General features: G+C 47.5%; 15 protein-coding genes, 1 pseudogene and 1 riboswitch. Of the genes and pseudogenes, 4 read left to right on the top strand and 12 right to left on the bottom strand.

Annotated elements, in window-relative coordinates:
* Positions 1 to 126: 126 nt before the first annotated feature.
* The 4 genes from H70357_RS15185 to H70357_RS34350 all read right to left on the bottom strand — a co-directional run bounded on the left by H70357_RS15185 (position 127) and on the right by H70357_RS34350 (position 3754).
* Positions 127 to 1125 (bottom strand): ketoacyl-ACP synthase III, encoded by a 999-nt coding sequence (locus H70357_RS15185; protein ID WP_038590985.1) that lies wholly within the window; start codon positions 1123 to 1125, stop codon positions 127 to 129.
* A gap of 38 nt (positions 1126 to 1163) precedes the next feature.
* On the bottom strand, positions 1164 to 1523 hold the full coding sequence (locus tag H70357_RS15180) for a hypothetical protein (protein ID WP_038590982.1): 360 nt from the start codon (positions 1521 to 1523) through the stop codon (positions 1164 to 1166).
* Between the two features lie 139 nt (positions 1524 to 1662).
* On the bottom strand, positions 1663 to 2718 hold the full coding sequence (locus H70357_RS15175) for a hypothetical protein (protein ID WP_038590980.1): 1056 nt from the start codon (positions 2716 to 2718) through the stop codon (positions 1663 to 1665).
* Positions 2719 to 2768: 50 nt separating this feature from the next.
* Positions 2769 to 2860: riboswitch (cyclic di-GMP riboswitch) on the bottom strand.
* Positions 2861 to 2986: 126 nt separating this feature from the next.
* Positions 2987 to 3754 carry an aminoglycoside 6-adenylyltransferase gene (locus tag H70357_RS34350; RefSeq protein ID WP_052092043.1) on the bottom strand — a complete coding sequence of 256 codons (768 nt, stop codon included), beginning with the start codon at positions 3752 to 3754 and terminating at the stop codon, positions 2987 to 2989.
* Positions 3755 to 3874: 120 nt separating this feature from the next.
* On the opposite strand from H70357_RS34350, the gene H70357_RS15165 reads away from it, so the two are divergent.
* Positions 3875 to 4453 (top strand): sigma-70 family RNA polymerase sigma factor, encoded by a 579-nt coding sequence (locus H70357_RS15165; protein ID WP_038590977.1) that lies wholly within the window; start codon positions 3875 to 3877, stop codon positions 4451 to 4453.
* Positions 4422 to 6011 (top strand): DUF4179 domain-containing protein, encoded by a 1590-nt coding sequence (locus tag H70357_RS15160; protein ID WP_038590974.1) that lies wholly within the window; start codon positions 4422 to 4424, stop codon positions 6009 to 6011. Before H70357_RS15165 ends, H70357_RS15160 begins: the two co-directional genes overlap by 32 nt.
* A 13-nt stretch (positions 6012 to 6024) precedes the next feature.
* On the opposite strand, the gene H70357_RS15155 is transcribed toward H70357_RS15160, so the two are convergent.
* Positions 6025 to 6627: a GNAT family N-acetyltransferase gene (locus H70357_RS15155; RefSeq protein ID WP_038590972.1), complete on the bottom strand. Its 603-nt coding sequence runs from the start codon at positions 6625 to 6627 to the stop codon at positions 6025 to 6027.
* A 248-nt stretch (positions 6628 to 6875) separates the two neighbouring features.
* Here H70357_RS15155 and H70357_RS35875 point away from each other — a divergent pair, with 248 nt between their 5' ends.
* Positions 6876 to 7052, top strand: a complete 177-nt coding sequence (locus H70357_RS35875; RefSeq protein ID WP_156130869.1) for a hypothetical protein — start codon at positions 6876 to 6878, stop codon at positions 7050 to 7052.
* A 137-nt stretch (positions 7053 to 7189) separates the two neighbouring features.
* Positions 7190 to 8179, top strand: coding sequence for a tryptophan--tRNA ligase (gene trpS, locus H70357_RS15150; protein WP_038590970.1), 990 nt, complete (start codon positions 7190 to 7192; stop codon positions 8177 to 8179).
* A gap of 100 nt (positions 8180 to 8279) precedes the next feature.
* Here the strand turns inward: trpS and H70357_RS15145 are convergent, their stop codons facing one another.
* The 7 genes and pseudogenes from H70357_RS15145 to H70357_RS15115 all read right to left on the bottom strand — a co-directional run bounded on the left by H70357_RS15145 (position 8280) and on the right by H70357_RS15115 (position 21071).
* On the bottom strand, positions 8280 to 11669 hold the full coding sequence (locus tag H70357_RS15145; RefSeq protein ID WP_038590968.1) for a GH36-type glycosyl hydrolase domain-containing protein: 3390 nt from the start codon (positions 11667 to 11669) through the stop codon (positions 8280 to 8282).
* A 70-nt stretch (positions 11670 to 11739) separates the two neighbouring features.
* Positions 11740 to 13908: a beta-glucosidase BglX gene (bglX, locus tag H70357_RS15140; protein WP_038590965.1), complete on the bottom strand. Its 2169-nt coding sequence runs from the start codon at positions 13906 to 13908 to the stop codon at positions 11740 to 11742.
* 230 nt (positions 13909 to 14138) lie between these two features.
* On the bottom strand, positions 14139 to 15131 hold the full coding sequence (locus tag H70357_RS15135; RefSeq protein WP_038590962.1) for a LacI family DNA-binding transcriptional regulator: 993 nt from the start codon (positions 15129 to 15131) through the stop codon (positions 14139 to 14141).
* Positions 15132 to 15173: 42 nt separating this feature from the next.
* Positions 15174 to 15998, bottom strand: coding sequence for a carbohydrate ABC transporter permease (locus tag H70357_RS15130; RefSeq protein ID WP_038590959.1), 825 nt, complete (start codon positions 15996 to 15998; stop codon positions 15174 to 15176).
* 42 nt (positions 15999 to 16040) lie between these two features.
* Positions 16041 to 16940: a carbohydrate ABC transporter permease gene (locus H70357_RS15125; protein WP_038590956.1), complete on the bottom strand. Its 900-nt coding sequence runs from the start codon at positions 16938 to 16940 to the stop codon at positions 16041 to 16043.
* Positions 16941 to 17063: 123 nt separating this feature from the next.
* Positions 17064 to 18308 carry a sugar ABC transporter substrate-binding protein gene (locus tag H70357_RS15120; protein ID WP_038590954.1) on the bottom strand — a complete coding sequence of 415 codons (1245 nt, stop codon included), beginning with the start codon at positions 18306 to 18308 and terminating at the stop codon, positions 17064 to 17066.
* A gap of 694 nt (positions 18309 to 19002) precedes the next feature.
* A pseudogene (locus H70357_RS15115) lies at positions 19003 to 21071 on the bottom strand (serine hydrolase domain-containing protein).
* Positions 21072 to 21320: the final 249 nt, after the last annotated feature.

The following is a 21320-nucleotide window of genomic DNA, read 5'->3' as shown; positions in this document are numbered from 1 at the left end:
CTACATGTAATTCTCATGTTCAATCTATATAGATGGCTCGCCCCGGGAAAAATACACAAAAAAGCCTGCACCAAGGCGCAGGCTTTCGTTGTTTTTCTATCGCGTTCCATTACTGTAGTGGTGATGTTAGAGTCTCCACAGGGTAGCACAACTCGTAATACCCGCGCCTACCGACCACATAAAGAACAAGTCGCCGGGTACCAACGTCCCGTCCTTAATCGCATGGTGAAGGGTGATAAACGGACTGCTTGTGCCTGTGTAGCCATAAATATCCCCAATGTAAGGGAATTTAACGAGCTCCTCGTCCAGCTTGCCCGCGATATCTTTAATAACACTCAAGTTTAACTGACTAAGGATATAGTGCTTCACATCACTTTTTGTATATCCATGTTCCTGAAGCAGCTGTTCAATATTGGATACTGCTGTCGGGAAAGCCACATTGACGTTATACTCCGGATGAAGATAGATTTTCTTATCTTCAAGCGACAGATGTTCTCCGTACATTTGCGTCATGCCTCCGGCAGGGAACTGCATATCCTCCGCCTTCTGCGTATTGGTGTAGTACGCCGAATCTATCAGACCGGAATCCGTATCCTCCACTCTCTCCAGCAGAACCGCACAGGCCGCATCTCCGCAAAGGCCCTTGGACGCCAGGTCCCCTTCTTTGTAGAAACGGGCAATCTGCTCCGACCCTACAATGAGTGCGTATCTCACTCTGGGAGTGGATATCATGGATCGGGCTGCTTGGTCAGCAGCGACAACCATACCTACACAGTTGGCATTGCTGTCATAGATAATGCAGGAATCTTTACCCTCCAGCGCCTGATGCACAAATGCAGCATCTGTCGGAGCGCTGAAATCATGTGTTCCTGAGGAGAATACGATCATATCCAAATCGCTTCCGCTGAGCCCACAGCTCTTCAATAGCTTTTTGGATGCTTCAATAGCCATATAAAGCGTGCTCTCTTCATAGTCCGCCGCGTAATAACGATCCTTACGGCCAAAGAACTCCCAAATGCCGATAAGCTTGTCCGCTGAAGATCCGGCCTGCAGAGCCAATTCCTCATTGCTGATCTTATAGGCAGGATGGTACACTTCGGTGCTTACTATTTTGACATTAGCCATGGTTGACCACCCTCTGCTTTAGATTTAGGATATACGATTTAGGATTTAACGATTGCCCAAGCCTCTTCCACCGTATCCACAAAATGTCCTTTAAATCCGGCGCTTGGAGCTACTCTCTGTAATTGAGATTTGGCTACTACTTTCTTCGGATTCACCAGAACCGCATGTTTAAAACCGTTATACAGCACATAGCAGCGTTCCAGAACCGGTAGTATCTCCGGCTTGAAGGGCGCCATATCGTTGCAGTCAATAATCAGAGACATCTCGTGGATCGGCAAAGTCGGCATGGACGCCTCGAATATTTCCACTTCTTTTACCGTTTCAGCCAATTCGGCAAATCCATGCAAGCTGATGAAGATGGTGTTGAATTCCGGGTACATTTTAGTTTCTGCGATCATTTTTTAACGACACTCCTCTAGTTGTTTTTTTTCAATTTGCGGTTGCGGGATTCATTGGAAATAGGTTCATACCCAAAATTTACCGCTTTACTACTATCGTCAAATTGCACTGTTTTTTTGATAGTTTCTGAAAATTCATTTATGGCGTTCTGACTATTGTACGAAGCACAATATAGTCATTTGCGTCGCGTGAGATCAGTGTGTCTTTATTGAAATACACAAAATTGTCCGCACTGCGGTTTCGTTCCCCAAGCAAAAAGAGTTCCCCGTTTCGGAGGTTCACTCCGCGGGCTACCAGTTTATTGTTCATCATTTCCGAGAACACCGCATAATTGTCACCCACGATTAATAGATCATTCCGGTCGCCATTTACCCATTCACGTTTAAGCAATACTTTAACCGGAGCTCCGGCTTTACTGCGGTCCATCGTCATATAAATGAAATAATTTTTGGTCTTGCCGGCAGCATCCACTTCTTTGGAGTCAATCATCCAGACAATATCTTTACCATTCGAAGCTACGAGGTTGAAGGATTCATTTTCTTTCAGCTTGTAAAGCTCAATTGTTTTTGAACTTGGCAGATCATACAGATACAACGTGCCGGTGTCCCATTTGCTATAGATGAACTTGTCATCTACAAACTGGTGGACCTGATCAAAACCGAGATCATTGATGGTCTGAGTTTCCAGCGTCGTTTTGTTAGTGAAGTAAAAATCTGAGCCACTGCTGTGTGCATAATATTTGTCACCCACACCCAGTAATTCCGGAGTTTTCACTTCCAGCGGAAGCTCGCTTGTTTTTTTTGTTTTCAAATTGTACTGTACCAGCTTCTTCGGGTAGATATTAATTCGTTTAGTCACTTCAATTGTAGACTCATAATAATAAACACTGTCTCCCAGGAGCTGCAGGTTCGTTTTGAACGTGTTAGTAGAAGTGACTTTCTCCGTCGTCTTCTTCTTCCAGTTATGTAAGTACAGCTGATAAGCCCCTTTGCTATCCTTCTCCAGTGAAGCGATCGTGTCACCCGTGAACTTGTAGTTGTAGTCAAGCGGCATGTTATATGCAGTTTTGACATCTGTAAAAGTGTACTTCGCAGCTGCGTGGACCGGAGTAGCAATCAGGGGTCCTGCAGCCAAGGCCGCAGCCAGAATAAACGCTAAACCTGGCCTTATTTTGTGGCGAATCTTCAAAAACATGTTTTTTTATTCTCCTTTTGTTGTATTTAGACAACAAAAAACCAAACTACATGAGCGTCCCCGCTGTCATGCCGCTTTCGTGAGCGGTTTAGACCGGTGGCTTTGCGTCTTCCGCCTTTCGGCGGAGTTGCCTTTGTTCATCAGCTGGCGCTTCCGAATCACAAACATATTTTGGTATTTATTATCTATCTAAATTTATAATTCGACAAGAGTAGTCATTATCCTTCTTTTTTCTCACATTCAAATATTGTTCGCTGTATCTGTTTTGTTACGATAGTGCATAGATCCGTTTGACCATAAAATCGAAAAAACGCTGATTCCAGTTCTCTGACAGCCGTTCGGTCAAGTCTGCAATCAACACCACAGCGAGGTCCACCAGCTTCTGGACACCTGAAGGGAGTGCGTCCGGTCCAAGAGCATTTAACGCTCCTGTTAACTCATCCAGTTGCTGTGGACTGAGTTTGTGATGCAATCTCTTAATGCCGAGCTGCGCTGTAGAAGGATCTGCTACATGCCGCAGAACTATCATTAGATCTGCCGCCAGATGACTGCCAAGCCGGTGTGCCCAGAGCAAATCGCCGCGGAGATACGCGGTTTCAAATTCCAGAAGACTGAAAGTGAAACCGGAAAGGATTCTCGTAATCTCTACATCCGACATGGGGAAGCTCTCTGCTTTGTAGTTGGCAAGACATCCCTCGGGATCATGCAGGACAAGGATTTGCTCGGTTTGTTTCAGACTCTCCTCAGTCACTGTATAAAGATCGAAATGCAGACCGTCTTCAAACACGCCAACAATTTGTGGTCCTACGAAGTTAGCTTCCGACCAGAATATCAGCGGTTTATAGCTCTCCATATAGGATATTCTGCGCGTTAAAAAATCCGTCAAGCCCTCGCTGTGGACCAAACAGTACAAATCAACATCCGAGTAAACATCCTGCTGTCCTCTGGCATGTGCACCTTTCAGAAATACCGCCCTGACTGCCGGATCATCCTTTACAGCCAAGCCTACCTGACGGATTGCTTCGTCTTGTTTCATTCTCTCTTCCCCCTGCAATGTGTAGTATGATCTGAACATAATCTTTCTTTTTTATAAAAAGTGAGAAATATTGTGGCGCTGGTGCGTCTTATATACAAATAAATTAATGGGAGGCACTGGATGAAGGCACAGGAAAACGACAAACAAATCATTGCCGAAGTGCTGCAGGGCAACCGGGAGGCCTTTGCGGTACTCGTAGACAAATACAAGTCGAGCTTGTATGGTCTGCTGCTCGGTATGGGCGCCAGTCACCAGGATGCACAGGATTTGGCCCAGGAAACATTTATCAAAGCATACCAGAAACTCCGCGAGCATCATGGCCAATCAAGCTTTGCCGCTTGGCTGTACGCCATTGCGATCAACCACTTCAGGTCACTGAAAAGGCGGAAATCCCCTGGCCTAACAAGCAACTTACTGGAGGAGAAGGATCACGGGCCAACCCCTGAAGAGCAGTATATGCGTAAGGAAGACGAGCTTGAAATGCACCGGAAATTGGCCAAGCTTCCAGAGCGATACCGGATTGTACTGCTGCTTCGCTATACCAATGAATTATCCTATGAGGAAATCTCAGCGATAACGGGAATGCCTATGCACCAGGTCAAAAATTGTCTCCACCGCGCCCGTCAAAAGCTGAAGAAACAATGGTCGAAATCCAGGGAGGGTTCCAATGAAAAAATGGGCTTACACCAATCACAATGACTTGTCCGGCACTGATAACGATCTACTGACGGATTCACAATTGTATACAAGCTCTAATCTAGCTGATGATTTCACAGAGCGCGTTATGGAACAAGTTCGCAATACAGAGATACAGCCCGCCTCCGGGCAAAAATTATCCGAGATATCCGGAATGCAAACGGGCCGCACCCTAAAAAGAGGTTTAAAGTGGGGCAGCTCTGTTGCTGCAGTGATAGGAATTGCTTCATTACTGTTTTTCATTGGCAGATCAGGTACAGTCTCAGAGACGTTATCCACCCCTCCACAGAAACCGTTCCTCCTTGCCAACCAGTGGGCAGAGCTTGGTCTGCTGGACGCCAAAATACTCGGTGTGGTGCAGCAGCCTGACATAGAGAAAAGCGATAAAGGCTATACCTTAGTCCTGCAGGACGTAGTGGCTGATCCTACCCGTTTGGTGCTCAACATCACTATCATGGATGAAAACGGACTTGCCTCGGAAGACGCAATGTCCAGATTTAATGCCAGCCAGCTGGAAATCCGGAATGAAGCAGGCGAAAGTATCGGAGAACTTAAATCGGTCATGAGCATGGACAAGAATACTTATGGAAACCCGGATCAGGCCTCCCTTCTGCTGACTTACGTATTCCCCGATGAAGCACCCGGAAGCACCGTAGTTATTCAAGGTAATATTCATGAACTGGAGACAAACAAGGTGATAGCCGGGGACTGGAGCTTCAGCTATGAAGCGGATATGACCGCAGCGCAGGCATTAACAGTAACCACAGATTTGAAGGACCATGTCTATACTACTCCGGATGGGATGAAGCTGGAGATGGATCAAGTGATGCATACACCTGCAGGTGTCACACTGAAATTCAACACCTCGCTTACTGGAGAGGCAGCCAGCCTTATTTCTGCCAATTTAACTAATTTTAGCCACGATTTCGGGGTCATGTTCCATTTTGTGGATGAGAAAGGTGAAGAACTTTCAAGAATCAACAGTTACATCTCCGGAGGTATTATCGACACTTCCTTCGGCTACACTGTCAGACCAACAGAACAAGCCGGCAAGCTGCACTGGACCTACTATTTCAAGAGCCTTCCATATGACAGCCGGCAAGTACGGTTCATCCTGGATGGTTACAATAGTCCCGTCAAGTCTAACGATTCAGTGACGTTCCATCCTCATGAGCTTAATGAGAAACCCGCAGTATTTAGTGCTCAAGGTGATGTGCTGAAGGTGAACAAGATGGAGATCAAGGAAATCAAGGATGAACCGGGAATATCCGGCTGGATGTCGGTCAGCGGCGAATTCACCAACAGATTTGCCAATGACAAGTGGGTCGCCCTCGATGGTCAAGGAAAAGAATACAAAGTTATTTTTAGAGGTGGTTACACTATGGATGAGAAAGTCATATTCGGCGAGACGGGCAATCATGCAAATGAAGCCTATCTTATAGCCAAAGGCATGACTGAACTGCCCGAGGAGCTGACGCTCCGCCGGGTCATAACGGATAAAAAATTCACCGATGTGAACTGGAGCTTTGATCTGCCAAAAATCGAAGTGAAAAAACCTTGAGTTTGCTTCCATTCTATTGTGGATCTGGAACTTCTGATCCCATATACCATTTAATGTAGTCATCTTTCAGGATGCTGTACACTTCAAGATCGACGATTCCTTTGCCTGACCATACACTGGCTTGTCTCAAAGTCCCTTCTTTCATGAAGCCGTTTTTCAGCAGCACCTTTTTGGAAGCCCTATTGGGGGGCATTACTTCAGCTTGAATCCTATTGATATCCGCATCATTAAACAAATAACTTATCAATAGGGATAACGCTTCTGAAGCAATGCCTTTCCCCCAATGGCCTTGCTCCAAAAAATAGCCGACCGATACCATATTTACTTTCTGATTAAAATCAAATGCCTCGATAATACCAAGCAATTTGTCATTATCATTACAGCTGAATATCCCCCATTTAACCCTTGACCGCTTCAGAAAATCCCGCTCAAAATGTCCGATCATGTTTTTCACGGTTTCTTTATTATGTTTGGGAATAATGCCGCAGTATTCAAATACATGATCATTGCTGTAAATCTCGAATACCTCATCCAGATTATTCGTTCCGATCTTCTTCAACACCATTTTATCCGAACTAAGAATAGGCATCTGTGTAAAAACGGCATCCAAATTCATCTTTTCACCACTCCGATTGTTTTGAAGCTGAATATTTATATAATTGCATCCCTCTTCATTTATTGTCTATAAATAACTTATCACAATTGATACTTTTTCCTGCCCCAATCTAATAAAGCATTGACCGATCTCCAGGGATCAGGTAATAATATACATATATATCATCAATAACGCAGAAGAAGAGTAAGTAGACATATGTGAGCGGACTTGCAGAGAGCCGGTGGTAGCTGCGAACCGGTGTCCGGCATATGATCGAATGGACTTTGGAGTTGCTTTCCCGAACCGTCGGCTACGATGTTGTAGGGAAATGCCGGGCACCCCGCCGTTATCAAGGGAGCGGTCTCGAGATCATGTATTCAGCGATCTCCGCACCGTATAGCGAAGACTGGAACGCTTGCAATTCATGCAGCAAGACGGTCATTTAAGGTGGTACAACGACAACTTCGTCCTTATGGGACGGAGTTTTTTTGTATTGATAAGGGGGTGATGGCCATGGAGGATGGCTGGTGGTGGCGATTTATAATATTTACACAACAACATTATACCAGGAGGTTTTTTAACGATGAAAGAACGTGTACTCACAGGAGATCGGGTTACCGGCAAACTTCACCTTGGCCATTACGCCGGCAGCCTGCAGAACCGGGTTATTTTACAAGATCAATATGAATCCTATGTGTTTCTGGCAGATGTTCAAGCACTGACAACCCATTTCGATAGACCCGAATTGATCCGCAGCCATATCCGCGAGATTATGCTCGATTATTTGTCTGCAGGCATTGACCCCGGCAAGACAACCCTTTATGTACAGTCCATGATTCCGGAAATCGCCGAGCTGACGATCTTCTTCTCTATGTTTGTTACGGTGAATAACCTGCGGCACAATCCAACAGTAAAAGCAGAATCGAAAAACAGCAGTCTGGATGAAATGTATTATGGTTTCCTCGGTTATCCGGTAAGCCAAGCGGCCGATATTGCCTTTTGCAAAGCCACCATCATTCCCGTTGGTGAGGATCAGCTGCCGCATCTGGAGCTGACCCGTAAAATTGTGCGCCGGTTTAACGAGCTGTATAAGCCTATATTTGTGGAACCTCAGGCGTTGATCAGTGAAACACCCCGGCTGATTGGCACAGACGGCAACGCGAAAATGAGCAAAAGCCTCGGCAACGCCATAACGCTCGATGCTTCAACGGAAGACCTTGCCCACAAAATAAAAAGAGCAGTGACAGATCCTGCCCGCGTTCATAAAAATGATCCCGGGCATCCGGATATCTGTCCAATTTATGCTTATCACCGGGCCTTTCTTCCGCAAGACGCCGCTGAAATCCGCGAAGGCTGCGAACGCGGGACCATCGGATGTTCGGCCTGCAAAGAACGGATCACCTCCGCGCTGGAAATGCTTCTGGCACCGATGCGGGAACGCCGGGCCTACTATGCGGCCAGACCGAAGCTTGTCGATGACATTCTAATGGCCGGCACCCGCCATACCCGGTCTCTGGCCCAGGAAACGATGAACGAAGTCCGCGAGGCGATGAGCCTTGATTATTTCAAATGAACTCGAGATGCTTTCAACGAAGGTTCTGGAATTGATGACTTAACAGCTGAATAATTGTGAATAGCAAAGAGGCCGCTTCAGCAGCGGCCTCTTCTTGTTGTTACATATAAATATCGACTACAGTACCATCTGCTGTGCGCAGATTTTCAAAGTCTGCCTGTTTGATCCGCAATCCTCCAAGACGATAAGGGTTGGCAAGCCGTTCGGCCTGAACCTCCTTGCCGCCCACGGTTACAGAGCGGAGATTGCCTTCTGCACAATGGTAGATGAATGATACCGGTGAACCGCCATATTCGAAGTTAAAGCGGGTTCCATCCAGTTCATCCGGCAGTACAGGATCAATGATGAGATCACCGCCGTCCTCACGGATACCGAGCACGTTGGAGATCAGCTGATTCATGTAGATTCCGGGACCGCTGGAATAAATTCTCCAGCCGCCTTTAACGGCTACCGAACCATTCCGCAGCTCATTGAACCGCTCCTGCGCTTCATAACGGTTAGCAAATTTCCCGTCCGAGCTGCTGAAGTAGGCATTGCTCTGACGCAGTTCAGCGTTCGGCACGGCATCGCGGATCCCAATCGGATTAATGACCGCCAGTCCGTTCCATACCTGATCCCGCTTGCCGATCTTCGCCATAGCTTCTACGAACCGGATATGCGCATGCACATATTGAAGTCCGATTTCGCGTCCGAAATTAGCCGCCTGCTCCGCCCGTTTAAAATGCGTGCTGACTCCGCCGGCATATTGCGCCGGATGGTTCATCAGCCGCACACCATCCGGGCAGAGGAATTGCTCCAGGATCAGCTTGTAATGCGACTCCATTTGCTCTGGTGTGAGCAGCTCGCCGATCATACTGCGGGTCATCGGCAGCAGCCGGTATTGGATACCGGTCTCCTGATCTTCTGGATGAAGCATAGGCTTGGCATCCTGCGGATCTTCGAAATACAGGAAGCCCGGAATCACTTCTGTTCCCAGCATGTAACGGTTGAAATCACTTTTGATCCCTTCCGCCATCTGCTTCAGCTCATTTGACCAAACTTCATCATTGCTCTGCAGCACTCCGGATAAACCGAGCACTGTCTGATAGGTAAGCGCAACTGTCCAGCTGCTGACCATATACTGCTTCAGCTGTGCGTTCGCCGGCTGTAGCGTATCATCCCAATCCCCGTCGCCGTAAGAAGACAGGAACGTATCATGCAGGAAGTGAGATTTAATGTAATCCAGCTCTTTGTTGGCATGTTCCCGCAGCGAAGCTGTCGTTTCCGTAAAGTCAAAGCTGTGCTTGCGTGTATATGGAATCTGTTCATCCAATACAGTAAAATCAAGGGTTGCCCGCAAGTAATCCCCCAGCACTTTAAGCGGCCAGACAATAATATCGCCGTGGCTTTCTTCCTGCTGAATGGATGTGTATTTGTCGAACATGAACCACTGTGGCCAGCTGCCGTCATCTTCATACTGATGGGCAAACACGGTCAGCAGAATCTCGCGCACCTGCTCATATTTGTGTGTGGCGAGGAAATATTCCACCGGTCCCTGGCACACATCACGCGTCCCCCATGCTGCGCCGCCATACTGCTCCAGACCATGAGGCACTGAGTAATGGACCAGCATATTGTGAGTGTACCACCAGGCCAACGCATTCACTTTGAATAGTCCGCCTTCGACTCCGCTTTCCTGTGTCAGCTTGAAACCATTCATGACACCGGAGAAAAACTCACGGTAACGGGTGATTTCTTCTGTGACGGGTTTACTGGAGAGCGGACGTTCCTTGCCGTCCAGCAAGCCCTGTAGTGTCAGCGTCCACTCTGCGCTCTCCTCCAGTTCAAGCACAGCAAGCGAAGCACTGCCCTGAACCGGTCCGTCTGCCAGCAGACTTTCATCTCCCAGACGGTAAGAAGCCCCCTCCAGGAACATCTTGTAAGTGAGCTCCGGATATACCTGAGCACTCGTTCCGGACTTCTCGCCACGGAAGCTGATCACTCCGTTCGGATCCTGAGCCATTTGGTATGGCACCTCATACTCGGCCACATTCATCGTAATCTGGTTGCTGACGAGGAAACGGTACGCTTGGCCGCTTACAGATCGTACATGCAGCTTTACTTCCGGTGAATCAACTGTTGTATAGTTGGTAATCACAAGCGTGTCGGAAAGAGTTTTGTAGTACCAGCGCACGTAGTTAAACCCGATTTCAAATAGCGACGGCATCGTAAGCATACGGTATTGTCCATCCATTTCCACATAAATACGCTGTCCTGAAGTCTTGTACACATTCAGCGCATTACGGGGGTTGGACATCATTTTATTGAAATTCGTATTACCGACTACCACCTGGGAGTTGAAAATCCCATACATATACGAGGTTGTGGTCATGACCTCAGCACCCAGATGAGCATTGTCCCCGCTCATCAGAATATGCCCATGCGGACGTTCGACCAGCAATTCCTTGCGCTTGAGCACAATATGCTCATAGGTGCCGGTAAAGAAGGCCAGCAGCTGGCCGCCATCACGTTCTTCCTCAAATCTCTGCGGGAACAATGAGTTCAGCTCTTCTTCAAGCATGTCTACAGTTTGCAGCGGCGCTCCAAAACGTGAAGATAAGGAGGCCTGATTCAGCCAGTGACCCGTCTCCTGAACATCTCCCAGAGCTTCAGCCTCATCCCACGCTTGACGCAGTGCCGAATTAAATTCCAGCTCTGTAATGGCTGCGGGATGGTCTTCACGGAATAGTCCGTAAAAAGTAAAACGTGCAGCTCCATCCAGTTGAACTTTCCCGGATTTCAGCGCCGTATAGGCAAATTCATATTGATAAATCTCATTGGCCAGCTGTTCCTGGTACAATGCTTCCGGTTTGTCGGTTTCCTTGTAGGATAATCCGAAGAACTGGAATCCATCAGTGGAATACCCGGTAGCTCCGGTGAGAGCACCTTGCTGCAAGTATGGGAACTTGCCGCCTTGCGGCTGATTTTGCCGGGAGCAAACCACATATCCATACTTCTCATCCTCAAATACCGCATGATCAATATATTGCGATAAATAGGCTTCATTACTGGTGACAGCTGCGGGGGAAGCAATCCCCACATCTTGACTATAGATGACATCCAGCAGCACATTGCTGCCTTCAACTTTCACTTCCCAGAACCACACCCCACGGCTGGACAAAGTAAATACCACCTGATAACGGATATCCGCCAATAGCCCTGGGACATCCGGACCCGCAGTAATTTCACCTTGCCACACCAGGCGTTTGCCATCCTGACGGAAACGGCTGCTCGATTTCACACCTAGCAGCGGAAAGACCTGAATGCCATCCTGCAGGTGCAAACGCGCATAAAGATTTCCGGGCGCACCGTCTACGCTATTAGACAGCAGCTGATTGATCATCATCGTCCCGCCGACAGCCTGGTACAGGTCGCCGCTTTCCAGGAAAGTAAAAGTCAATCCATCCTCGTGAAGCGACAGCTTGGAGCCAGTTCCTGTTATAGTTGTCATTTCTACTCACTTCCTTATCTGCTGCGGCAGATTGCCGCTATTCGTCAGTATTTGTGTTTAACATTTTGCATTATTTAAGCAAACGGAAAGACGCTGCCTGTACATCCTTGCTGCTAGCGCCGATGAACAGGCTGAATTGGCCGCGGTCACTGCTTACGGACAAGTCACTGTGGTGATAGCGGAGCATACTTTCGTCAATCTGGAAGACGACCTCGCTGCTTTCTCCCGGAGCCAGTTCGACCTGCTTGAAGCCTTTCAGCTCTTTAACCGGGCGGACTACCTCTGCCGATACATCACGGATATAAAGTTGAACCGTTTCTGTTCCAGCCATCTTCCCGGTATTTGTGACAGTCACCTTCGCCTCAATCGGCTGATCAGCCTTCATTGTCTCCGCTGAAAGTGTAAGTCCCTCATAGGTGAAATCCGTATAACTTAGACCGAAGCCAAATGGAAGGAGCGGTTCGTTAGGAATATCAAGGTACTGGGAAATATATCGGTTGTCTGTCTCTTCTTCCGGTTTGGGACGGCCGGTGCTGAAGGAGTTATAATAAACCGGAATCTGGCCAACGGAATAAGGAACGGACATACTGAGCTTTCCGGATGGATTAACCTTTCCGTATAACAGATCTGCCAGCGCAGCACCGCCTTCACTTCCCGGGAACCATGCTTCAAGTACAGCATCGGCAAGATCATACACACCATGCAGATCGAGCGGGCGGCCGTTAAACAGGACTACAGCTAAAGGTTTGCCCAGCCCTTTCATCAGCTCAATCAGTTCCAGCTGCGCCTGCGGCAATTTGATATTACTGCGGCTGCCGCCTTCACCGCTCATCTCTGAAGATTCACCGACAGCAAGCACGATTACATCGGCATCTGCGGCTGCTTTCAAGGCCTCATTACGCTGAGACTCGCTGATCGAATCGATGCCGCTTCCCTCGGCAATAATCACATTGCCCGGATTTTCGCTGAGTATACGCATGGATTCTCCAAGCTTGACCGCCGTCTCTTTAGAACCCGTCCACGACCACCAGCCCAGAATATCTCCGCTATTCGCAAACGGACCAATCAATGCAACCCGTTGCTCAGGCGCCAGCGGCAGTACACCTTCGTTCTTAAGCAGTACACTGGATTTCTCGGCAAGCTTGCGGGAAACCTGGCGATGCTCGGCGGAGAACACAATCTCGCGTTCAAGAACCGGATCCGCACCACGCATTGGATTCTCGAACAAGCCCAGCTTTTCCTTCAGCTTCAGTATCCGCAGCACAGCTTCATCAATCAGCGCTTCATCCACAAGGCCTTCTGCCACCAGTTCCGGCAGATGGTTCACATAACTTGTGGTCATCATATCGATGTCGACGCCACTCCAGATTGCCTTAAAGGCGGCTTCTTTTTCGTCTTCGGCAGCACCATGGGCAATAATTTCCTTAATAGCCGCCCAGTCTGAAATGACGATTCCCTCAAAACCCCATTCTTCACGCAAAAGGCTGCGCATCAGCTTGCTGTTTCCGGTAGCCGGAATCCCGTCCACAATATTAAAGGAAGTCATCACCATCTCGACTCCTGCGTCTACCGCTGCTTTATAGGCCGGCAAGTAGTATTCGCGCAGCTGGCGTTCCGACAAGTCGACTGAATTGTAATCACGTCCGCCTTCAGCCAGTCCATAAGCTGCAAAATGCTTCACGCAGGCTGCAACACGGGAAACATCATTTCTCAGGTCATCCCCTTGGAATCCCTGTACAAATGCCTTGGCAAATACAGAGTTCAAATAGGGATCTTCACCAGTTGATTCCATCACACGGCCCCAGCGGGCATCCCGGACCAAATCCACCATCGGCGCAAAAGTTACATGAAGTCCTGATACTGCGGCTTCACGCGCGGCGATTTCTGCGCTCTGTTCAGCGAGTTCCGGGTTCCAGGAGCAGCCGATCGCCAGCGGAATCGGAAATATCGTCTTGAATCCATGTACAATGTCCGCCATAAACAGCAATGGAATGCCGAGTCTGTTATTCTTCAGATGTTCTTTCTGCACAGCCATCATTTTCTCTGCACCGGCTATTCCAAGTACGGAACCAGCCGCAAGTTTGGTCTCGCTGCCGATACCGAGCTCCTCCATAGGTCCGGTGATTTCCGAATGATCGCCCGGTTCGTCATAAAAGGGGGCTGCGAGCTGCAGCAGCTGGGCTATCTTTTCTTCAAGTGTCATGTGCTTAACATATTTGTGATAGAGATGTTCAGTCATGGTTGTGTTCCCTCCACCGAAACGAAACGTTTCTATTCTATTATCTCTTTATTTATATGGTCTTTTCTAGTATGCGTTGTCTCTATTTCATAAACGTTTCTATTAATTTCGACAGCAATACGGAGCAGTAGGAGTCCAGAATCTTCTCTTGCCCGATAAATAACCGGAAGCTTGCCGCCGCGCTAGGCCAAAAACAAAGCGTTCGGCGGGATTATCGCATCCAGCTCCAATTAACTGTTGATTTTAACCGAGCTCCGTTCAATCAGTTCGATCTTGAGCTTGTAGAAATCGTTGACCTCATCTCCGTTCAACCTTTGGAACAGCAGATGTCCGGCCAGCGAACCGGATTCGTACATCGGTTGACGGATGGTCGTCAGCCTTGGCTGAAGGTATTCGGCTAACTGGATATCGTCAAATCCAATGACCGAAAGATCATCCGGCACGGAAACTCCGGCTTCCTCCAATGCCTTCATTCCCCCGACTGCCATTTCGTCATTGGCATAAAACACCGCCGAAGGCAGCTCACCCTGCACCAGCATCATCTTCGTTGCTTTATAACCGCCCTCACGGACAAAGTTGCCGCTCAGCTTCCACTTCGTTTTTTCATTTAGTCCCGCCTCACGCATGGCACGCAAATACCCCTGATAACGCAGTGCATTGTCATAAGAGTTCGCAGGTCCGCTAATATAAGCAATGGAATGATGACCTTTTTCAATCAGATAACGGGTCGCACTATAACCACCCTGTTCGCTGTCTACCACTACATTAATAAGGCCTTCACCAGAAATGAGACGATCCATCACGACGATTGGAAAACGTGCACCCGCAGCTGCATGAAGAAGATCTACTGTAATATTATGAGCCAGCACAATAGCGCCATCTACTCTTTTTTCGAGTAAATAACGCACAGCCGTGGAATCTTTTCCACCCAGCGAGCTGCAGGCAATCAGGTCATAGGAGTTGGATAGCGCAACATCCTGAATGCTGCGGATGAGCTCCGAATAATAAGGACCGGACAAATCCATTAATATGAGTGCAATCGTATTGGTCCGGCTCCGCTTCAAATCCATGGCAAAGCCGTTTTTTTGATAATTCAGCTGTCTTGCTGCTGCCAGAACTTTTTCTCTCGTTTTTGCGCTAACCTTGCTGTCCCCGCTCATCGCATACGAAGCGGTGGACAGTGCTACCCCCGCCAGCTTGGCCACATCCTTGATTGTTGCCATCCATTTCAACCCTTCCTGAGCCCTGCATTATTTCTCTCTATACTATTTTATGCCAGAGATCGTATATCCTTCTATGATATGCTTCTGGAAGAAGATAAATATGATAATAATTGGAATGACCATAAATGCCGCACCGGCCATCTGCAGTCCAAACGCTGTACCATATTGGCCTTTCAGCAAGGACAAACCTACTGAGAGTGTATACAGTTTCTCGTCATTGGCGATAATCAACGGCCACAGGAAGCTGTTCCAGGCCCCGATAAATGTCAAAATCCCTTGTACCGCAAACACCGGCTTCACGATCGGCACCATCAGCTGGAAAAAGATCCGCAGTTCGCCCGCTCCATCCAGCCTTGCCGCTTCCAGCAGATCCATCGGAATGGTAGTCATAAACTGACGGAACAAGAATATCGCAAACGCCCCTACCAAGCCGGGCAGAACGATACCCGCCATCGTATTTACGAGATGCATTTGATTAATAATCAGATACGTCGGGATCATGGTTACTTGTGATGGAATCATCATCGTACCCAGGATAATAAAGAAGAACTTGTTTTTGCCCGGAAAATCAAATTTCGCAAAAGCATAACCGGCCATCGCATTCAAAAACAGTCCGGCAAAAGAACATAACACGATAATCAGTGTATTTTTCAAATAAATTAAAAAATCCATCTTCACGAACAAATCCCGGTAGTTGTTAAACGTTGGGTGCGCCGGGAAAAGCGACGGTGGAATCACCGTAAATTCATTCTCTGGTTTAAAGGATGAACCGATCATCCAAATAAACGGCACCATCATCAGAAGTCCTCCGACAACGAGCAGGGTAATCATAATTCCTTTTTCCATCTTCTTCATCTTCAGTGCCATGCTAGTTCCCTCCTTCTTAAGCCCGCAGCATCACGCTGAAGCTTAGTATTCCACTTCTTTCTTTTTGACCGCGAATTGGATAAGTGTCGCAATAATAATGATGATGAACAGTATAAATGAACCCGAAGCCGCATAACCGAATTTGCTCAGCTGGAACCCGTTATTGTAAATAAAGAGCGCCATTGACATCGTTGCATTCAGCGGTCCACCTTTTGTCATCACGAGCGGCTCTTCGAAGAACTGAATCCAGCCGATCAGGGTCGTAATGGTCACAAAGAAAGTAGCGAATCCAAGCAAAGGAACAGTGATGTAGCGCAGCTTCTTCCAGCCGGTTGCACCGTCGATTTCCGCAGCTTCATAATACGAACGCGGAATTCCCTGAAGGGCCGCCAGGAAGATGATCATATTGAGACCAATTGATTTCCAGAACGCCAGCAGGATAAGTGAAAATTTCGCCAGCACAGGATCTTGGAGCCATTGCTGCGCAGGCAGGTCAAACCAGGACAGAACATAGTTAAACAAACCGTACGTCCCGTTGTACAAATAACCCCATACTACGGCTACGGCCACAATGTTGGTAATGGAAGGCATATAATAAATCACCCGGAAGCTTTTAAACAGCCAGCCTGTTCCGTAATTCAGCAGCAATGCAACCCCCATGGAAGCAATAACCACGCAGGGAACCCCGACCACAACATAAATAAGTGTGTTGTACATCGACTTTAAGAAAATAGGATCTTTGAAAATATTAAAATAGTTATCAAAACCAATTGCACTAATATTCGAATAATCCGCAAGCCCCACCAAATCCATATCCGTAAAACTGATGACCAGTGCGATAATTATCGGGATAATCGAAAAAAGGGTCAGCAGGATTACCGCAGGCGCGATAAACAAATATGGATACTTATGCTTGTTCCACTGCTTGACAAATGAACTCACAACATCACACCCCTTCGCATTCTTTCACTTTCTTCCGTGTGGAAGGATATACAGGCATAATGCCGGAACCTCCGTAAAAAAGAGATCCCGGCAGTCCGCCTGACACAATACTTCAATAATTATTTATTTGTTGCCCAGCAATTCATTCGCTTTGGCGTTCAGCTTGTCCAGCTCGGTTTGTGTATCTGCTCCGCCCATGGTAATCTGCTCGAAAGCAGCCATTGCAGCCTGTGCAATTTCTTCATATTCTCTGACCGTTGGAGCCGGACGGGAATTTTCAAGCTGTTTACCGAACGCTGCAATCATTGGATCCTGAAGCGCTTCGTTCTTCCAAGCTGCTTTGAGTGCCGGCATGGAGTTAGAAGTTTCGAAATACTTCAGTTGTGCATCCTGTTCGGCCATGAAAGCAATGAATTTTGCAGCTTCATCCGGATTTTTACTGTAGTTGAAGATGGACAGATCAGCACCACCAATGGAAGAGGTGTTGGTTACTTTAGCAGGCAATGTCGTTACTGCCCATTTTCCGTCAATTTCAGGGTTTTTCTCTTTTACAGTCTGGATCATCCAAGGACCGCTGATGAACATAGCCATCGTTCCGTCTTTGAATGCTGCTACAGTATCAAGGTCAGTGCCTTTAGGCGACAATCCTTCATCGTAGAAGCTTTTCAGAAAATTAACAGTTTCCACATAGGCCGGTTGATTAAACTGTGGCTTACGGTTGCTATCAATAATATCGCTGCCGTTCTGCCAAGCAAAAATTACAGGGTAGATAGAGTCTTTACCTTCAATCGGCAAGGCATAATGTCCGGCTCCGCCCTTTTCCACCAGCTTCTTGCTCGCATCCTTCAGCTCGTCCCAAGTTTTTGGACCTTCAGGGTATCCAACATCACCAAGCATATCGGTGCGGTAGAACAGCGCCCGTGTCTCAACATAGAATGGGATACCAACCGTCTGGTCTTGATATTTGGTTGTTTCAACGGCTCCATCAAAGAAGTTCTCCGGTTTCATGCTTGGATACTTTTCGATGTATGGAGTCATATCTTTCAAAGCTCCGGCAGCGGCAAATTCAGGAATCCATGTGGTACCCATCTGAATAACGTCCGGGCCGTTTTTGGAAGCGACTGCGGTCAGCAGCTTATCATGTGCGGTATCCCATGGTATCGCTTGCACATCCACTTTGATGCCAGGATTTTTTTCTTCATACATTTTAGCAATAGGTTCTACGGTATCAGATGTACCCATGAACCATACTTTAAGCGTCTTGTTGTCTCCCGATGCTGCATTGTTGGAATTGTTGCCGCAACCCGCCGCAACTAATGAGAAACTCATCAACATTGCCATCATCGTAACTCCAGTTTTTTTCTTCATTTCTCTTTCACCCCTGTTTTAGTATGAGTAAAACTTAAAAAACTATGATAAAAGCCCTTACATCGAAACGTTTCGATTATTATCGAAAAAAAATTCGAATATTATCATTCTTTTTCTTATTCCCCGAGGTAGTTACAGGTAATATTAACCAAAAAAATGTAGGATGAAACGAATTTTCAGACATTTTTCGAGTTGAATGAGCATTTCCGTGAACATATTGCTAATTCACTCGACGGTTGATTCGAATCGTTTCGATAGCCCTATTATAAATCCATGTGTTAGCGATTTCAAGTGGCTTATTAAAAAAAACAGCTTTTCACAGCCAACTCAAGGACGCAGTGTTAATATCTGGATTAATCCCAGCTTTGAAAAAGTAAATACTGGAATCCGCTGTATAAATGTTTACAAAAAAGGACGCGCTGTACAAAACTCAGCGCGTCCTAAATGTATTGCTGTTCGGTGAAAATAAAGTATTAGACTGCCGCTGTTATTAAACTAACGTTTCCCGTTAGCCACACATGCAGCGAAAGCGCAGCACCACAGATGATGAAAGTACGCCGTATTTCGGTCTTCCTTGCAACAGCCAAGAATTAATTTCCATGGGAGTTGAATGTTCACCTATTGGGATGAACCAAGGCACTTTTTATGTAGGTTTTCAGTTCAATTTCATCAACTTTTCCTGAGGAATCCGAAGTTACTGAGCGGAAATCTCGAACTTCGTGCCGGCATCACCGGCGAAAACTATGGATCCTCCCAAGGGCAGTATGACCGGATCCTTGCCTCCGATGACACTGAAATAGATGCATGTTCCCTTGGCATCATAAACAGCGAAGGAAGCGTTCTGGGACATGCTCACCTTAACGATCTTGCCCCCATCATTGTCGCTTATCGTATACCACCTGGCGTATCCGCTGGGCGGAATCGTAACGATTGACTTCTTAGCGAAGTTAAGGGGCTTCACGGCATCCTCGCTCACTAAGATGATTCCACCCATATTCAGGTACTCAACGCCGTCTTGGGTAAAGAAAGTAAGACCTGAGAGATCCCGCCCGCTCATTCCCGGAATTTGCAATTCGGTGACGGCCGTGTTCGGGCCGGTTATTCGCTTATCCAACACGTATCCCGGCAATTGTTTCGACAAATTCAATTGAGTGTGTGTTTGTGGCGACACCAAATAAGCGAGCGACGTATACTTCTGATTCAGCAGATAGTACCTCTTGCCGTCGCGCTGAATCCATGCCGCTGTTGTCTCTGCTGGAAGATCTTGGGGCTGGAGCTTCTCGGCGCTGTACTCTGACACAGCAGTCTGCCCAAGACCCGGCAACGAAACGTATTTACGAACCCATACGTAGGTGCGGCCATTCTCCTTCGTCACGAAGCTGATCATTGTATTCCCGTTCGTACTCCGGAATGTACCGTCTACCGAATACTCGTAGCTCTGGACTGGATTATCGGATGGCTGCTCCGAAGTAACGGACATGACGCCGCCTTCGGTAATCTCTATGTTCGTCGTTGTACTGGTTGCCCCATAGATTCCCGAATACTGCATCACGGACTCCGGCATATCAGCCTTTACCGGCGTGCCGAATGATTTCTTAGGCTTGAATTCAGCAATTGTCCCTTTCTCCTTCAGCGCCTGAAGCAAGATTTCGTTCGCCAAAAGCTGATCGTACGTGCTGCTCCCTCCGGAAGTGACAACAGCTGCCGCCATGTCCTGCTCAGGAAGCACGACGAGCGATGAGTGATAGAGAGACGTGTCACCGCCTTTGGTCAGTGCCTTCATCCCATATTCGCTGAAGGGATACAGATGGACGCTGTCCCAGCCGAGACCGTATTCTAAGGAGTTGTCCGCATCGTCAGGCCATAAAGGTGTCTTGTACTCCTCTTGCACCATAGCCGTAGTCGATTTGCCGGACAATATTTCTTCCGCTTCTCCCGTAAAAATTTGCGAGAATCGAGCCAAATCTTCCGCCGTGGAATAGATACCTCCTGCTCCGATCATGTTGAGCGTCTCGTTCGGAAGTTGTCCTGTATAGGTAGGATAATAGAGCCCCGCCATCTTCGCTGTGTTCGGAGAATCGAGCGGCGTCTTCGTATTGACCATACCCAGAGGCTCCGTAATATATCGATGGATATAAGGGGTGAAGTTCATGCCGCTGACTCGCTCGATCAGAATCTCGGCTAGCGTTAATAAGCGCCCGGGTCCGCCTTTAAGGTCTGACCAGCTAGTTGCTTCAGCAGTGTGTCGTGGGCGTAGGTATCTATATCTTCGAATAAATAGGCGTTCGTAAACGTAGACCCGTTCAGCCCGGAAGAATGATTCAGTAGCATGCGCGGCGTAATCTGTTTATAGCGTTCATCCTTCATCCTAAACTCGGGAATATAATGGACGACCGGTGTATCGAGATCGATTTTCCCTTGGTCAACCAACTGCATGACGGCAACCGTGGTAAACATTTTACTCGTCGAGCCGATTCCGTACATCGTGTCTGTCGTGAGCGGCTTCTGTCCCTGCTCGTCATTCTTGCCGAACTGGCCGGATATGACGATGTTGCCATGATCGATAAGGGTGTATTGCACGCTGTTCGTATCGTAAGCTGCCGTGAGGAGTTCGGCTTTCTCCTTGGCAGCTTTCATGGTTAAGTCGTAGGTGAGTCCAGCTTTGTTAGAAGGCGAGTCCACTTCCGCCGTTGACACAGTTATCGGAGCAGCACTTGACTCAATCACCTCAGATGTATTTAGTGCCCCTGCTGTGTTCTGCATCTCAGCTACTGGTGTGTTGTCGCTGCAGGCGGTTAACAGCAAAAGCAGACACAAAAATAGCACAGCTACAGTTATCCATCGACTTTTCATCATCTAAACTCCCATTTCCTAATTTTGGTATATATGTACTAATTTAGTATATTAATATACTTATGAAAAATTAGTATTTATGCAAAATTGCCCGTTAGCTTATGAAACGCTTACCAGTCTAATACATTATTTTCTCTGAACAATTGCAGCAGACTTGAA

It is taken from the genome of Paenibacillus sp. FSL H7-0357, assembly GCF_000758525.1.
In the GTDB taxonomy this organism is placed as follows: domain Bacteria; phylum Bacillota; class Bacilli; order Paenibacillales; family Paenibacillaceae; genus Paenibacillus_AQ.
This window is presented reverse-complemented; position numbering and strand designations above follow the sequence as displayed.

Bases quoted from the DNA above. Each gene is read 5' to 3' on its own strand.
- H70357_RS15155 (WP_038590972.1), bottom strand. From the start codon at position 6,627: ATGAATTTGGATGCCGTTTTTACACAGATGCCTATTCTTAGTTCGGAT.
- H70357_RS15120 (WP_038590954.1), bottom strand. From the start codon at position 18,308: ATGAAGAAAAAAACTGGAGTTACGATGATGGCAATGTTGATGAGTTTC.
- H70357_RS15135 (WP_038590962.1), bottom strand. From the start codon at position 15,131: ATGGCAACAATCAAGGATGTGGCCAAGCTGGCGGGGGTAGCACTGTCC.
- trpS (WP_038590970.1), top strand. From the start codon at position 7,190: ATGAAAGAACGTGTACTCACAGGAGATCGGGTTACCGGCAAACTTCAC.
- H70357_RS15175 (WP_038590980.1), bottom strand. From the start codon at position 2,718: ATGTTTTTGAAGATTCGCCACAAAATAAGGCCAGGTTTAGCGTTTATT.
- bglX (WP_038590965.1), bottom strand. From the start codon at position 13,908: ATGACTGAACATCTCTATCACAAATATGTTAAGCACATGACACTTGAA.
- H70357_RS15165 (WP_038590977.1), top strand. From the start codon at position 3,875: ATGAAGGCACAGGAAAACGACAAACAAATCATTGCCGAAGTGCTGCAG.
- H70357_RS15130 (WP_038590959.1), bottom strand. From the start codon at position 15,998: ATGGCACTGAAGATGAAGAAGATGGAAAAAGGAATTATGATTACCCTG.
- H70357_RS15145 (WP_038590968.1), bottom strand. From the start codon at position 11,669: ATGACAACTATAACAGGAACTGGCTCCAAGCTGTCGCTTCACGAGGAT.
- H70357_RS15185 (WP_038590985.1), bottom strand. From the start codon at position 1,125: ATGGCTAATGTCAAAATAGTAAGCACCGAAGTGTACCATCCTGCCTAT.
- H70357_RS34350 (WP_052092043.1), bottom strand. From the start codon at position 3,754: ATGAAACAAGACGAAGCAATCCGTCAGGTAGGCTTGGCTGTAAAGGAT.
- H70357_RS15180 (WP_038590982.1), bottom strand. From the start codon at position 1,523: ATGATCGCAGAAACTAAAATGTACCCGGAATTCAACACCATCTTCATC.
- H70357_RS35875 (WP_156130869.1), top strand. From the start codon at position 6,876: ATGATCGAATGGACTTTGGAGTTGCTTTCCCGAACCGTCGGCTACGAT.
- H70357_RS15160 (WP_038590974.1), top strand. From the start codon at position 4,422: ATGAAAAAATGGGCTTACACCAATCACAATGACTTGTCCGGCACTGAT.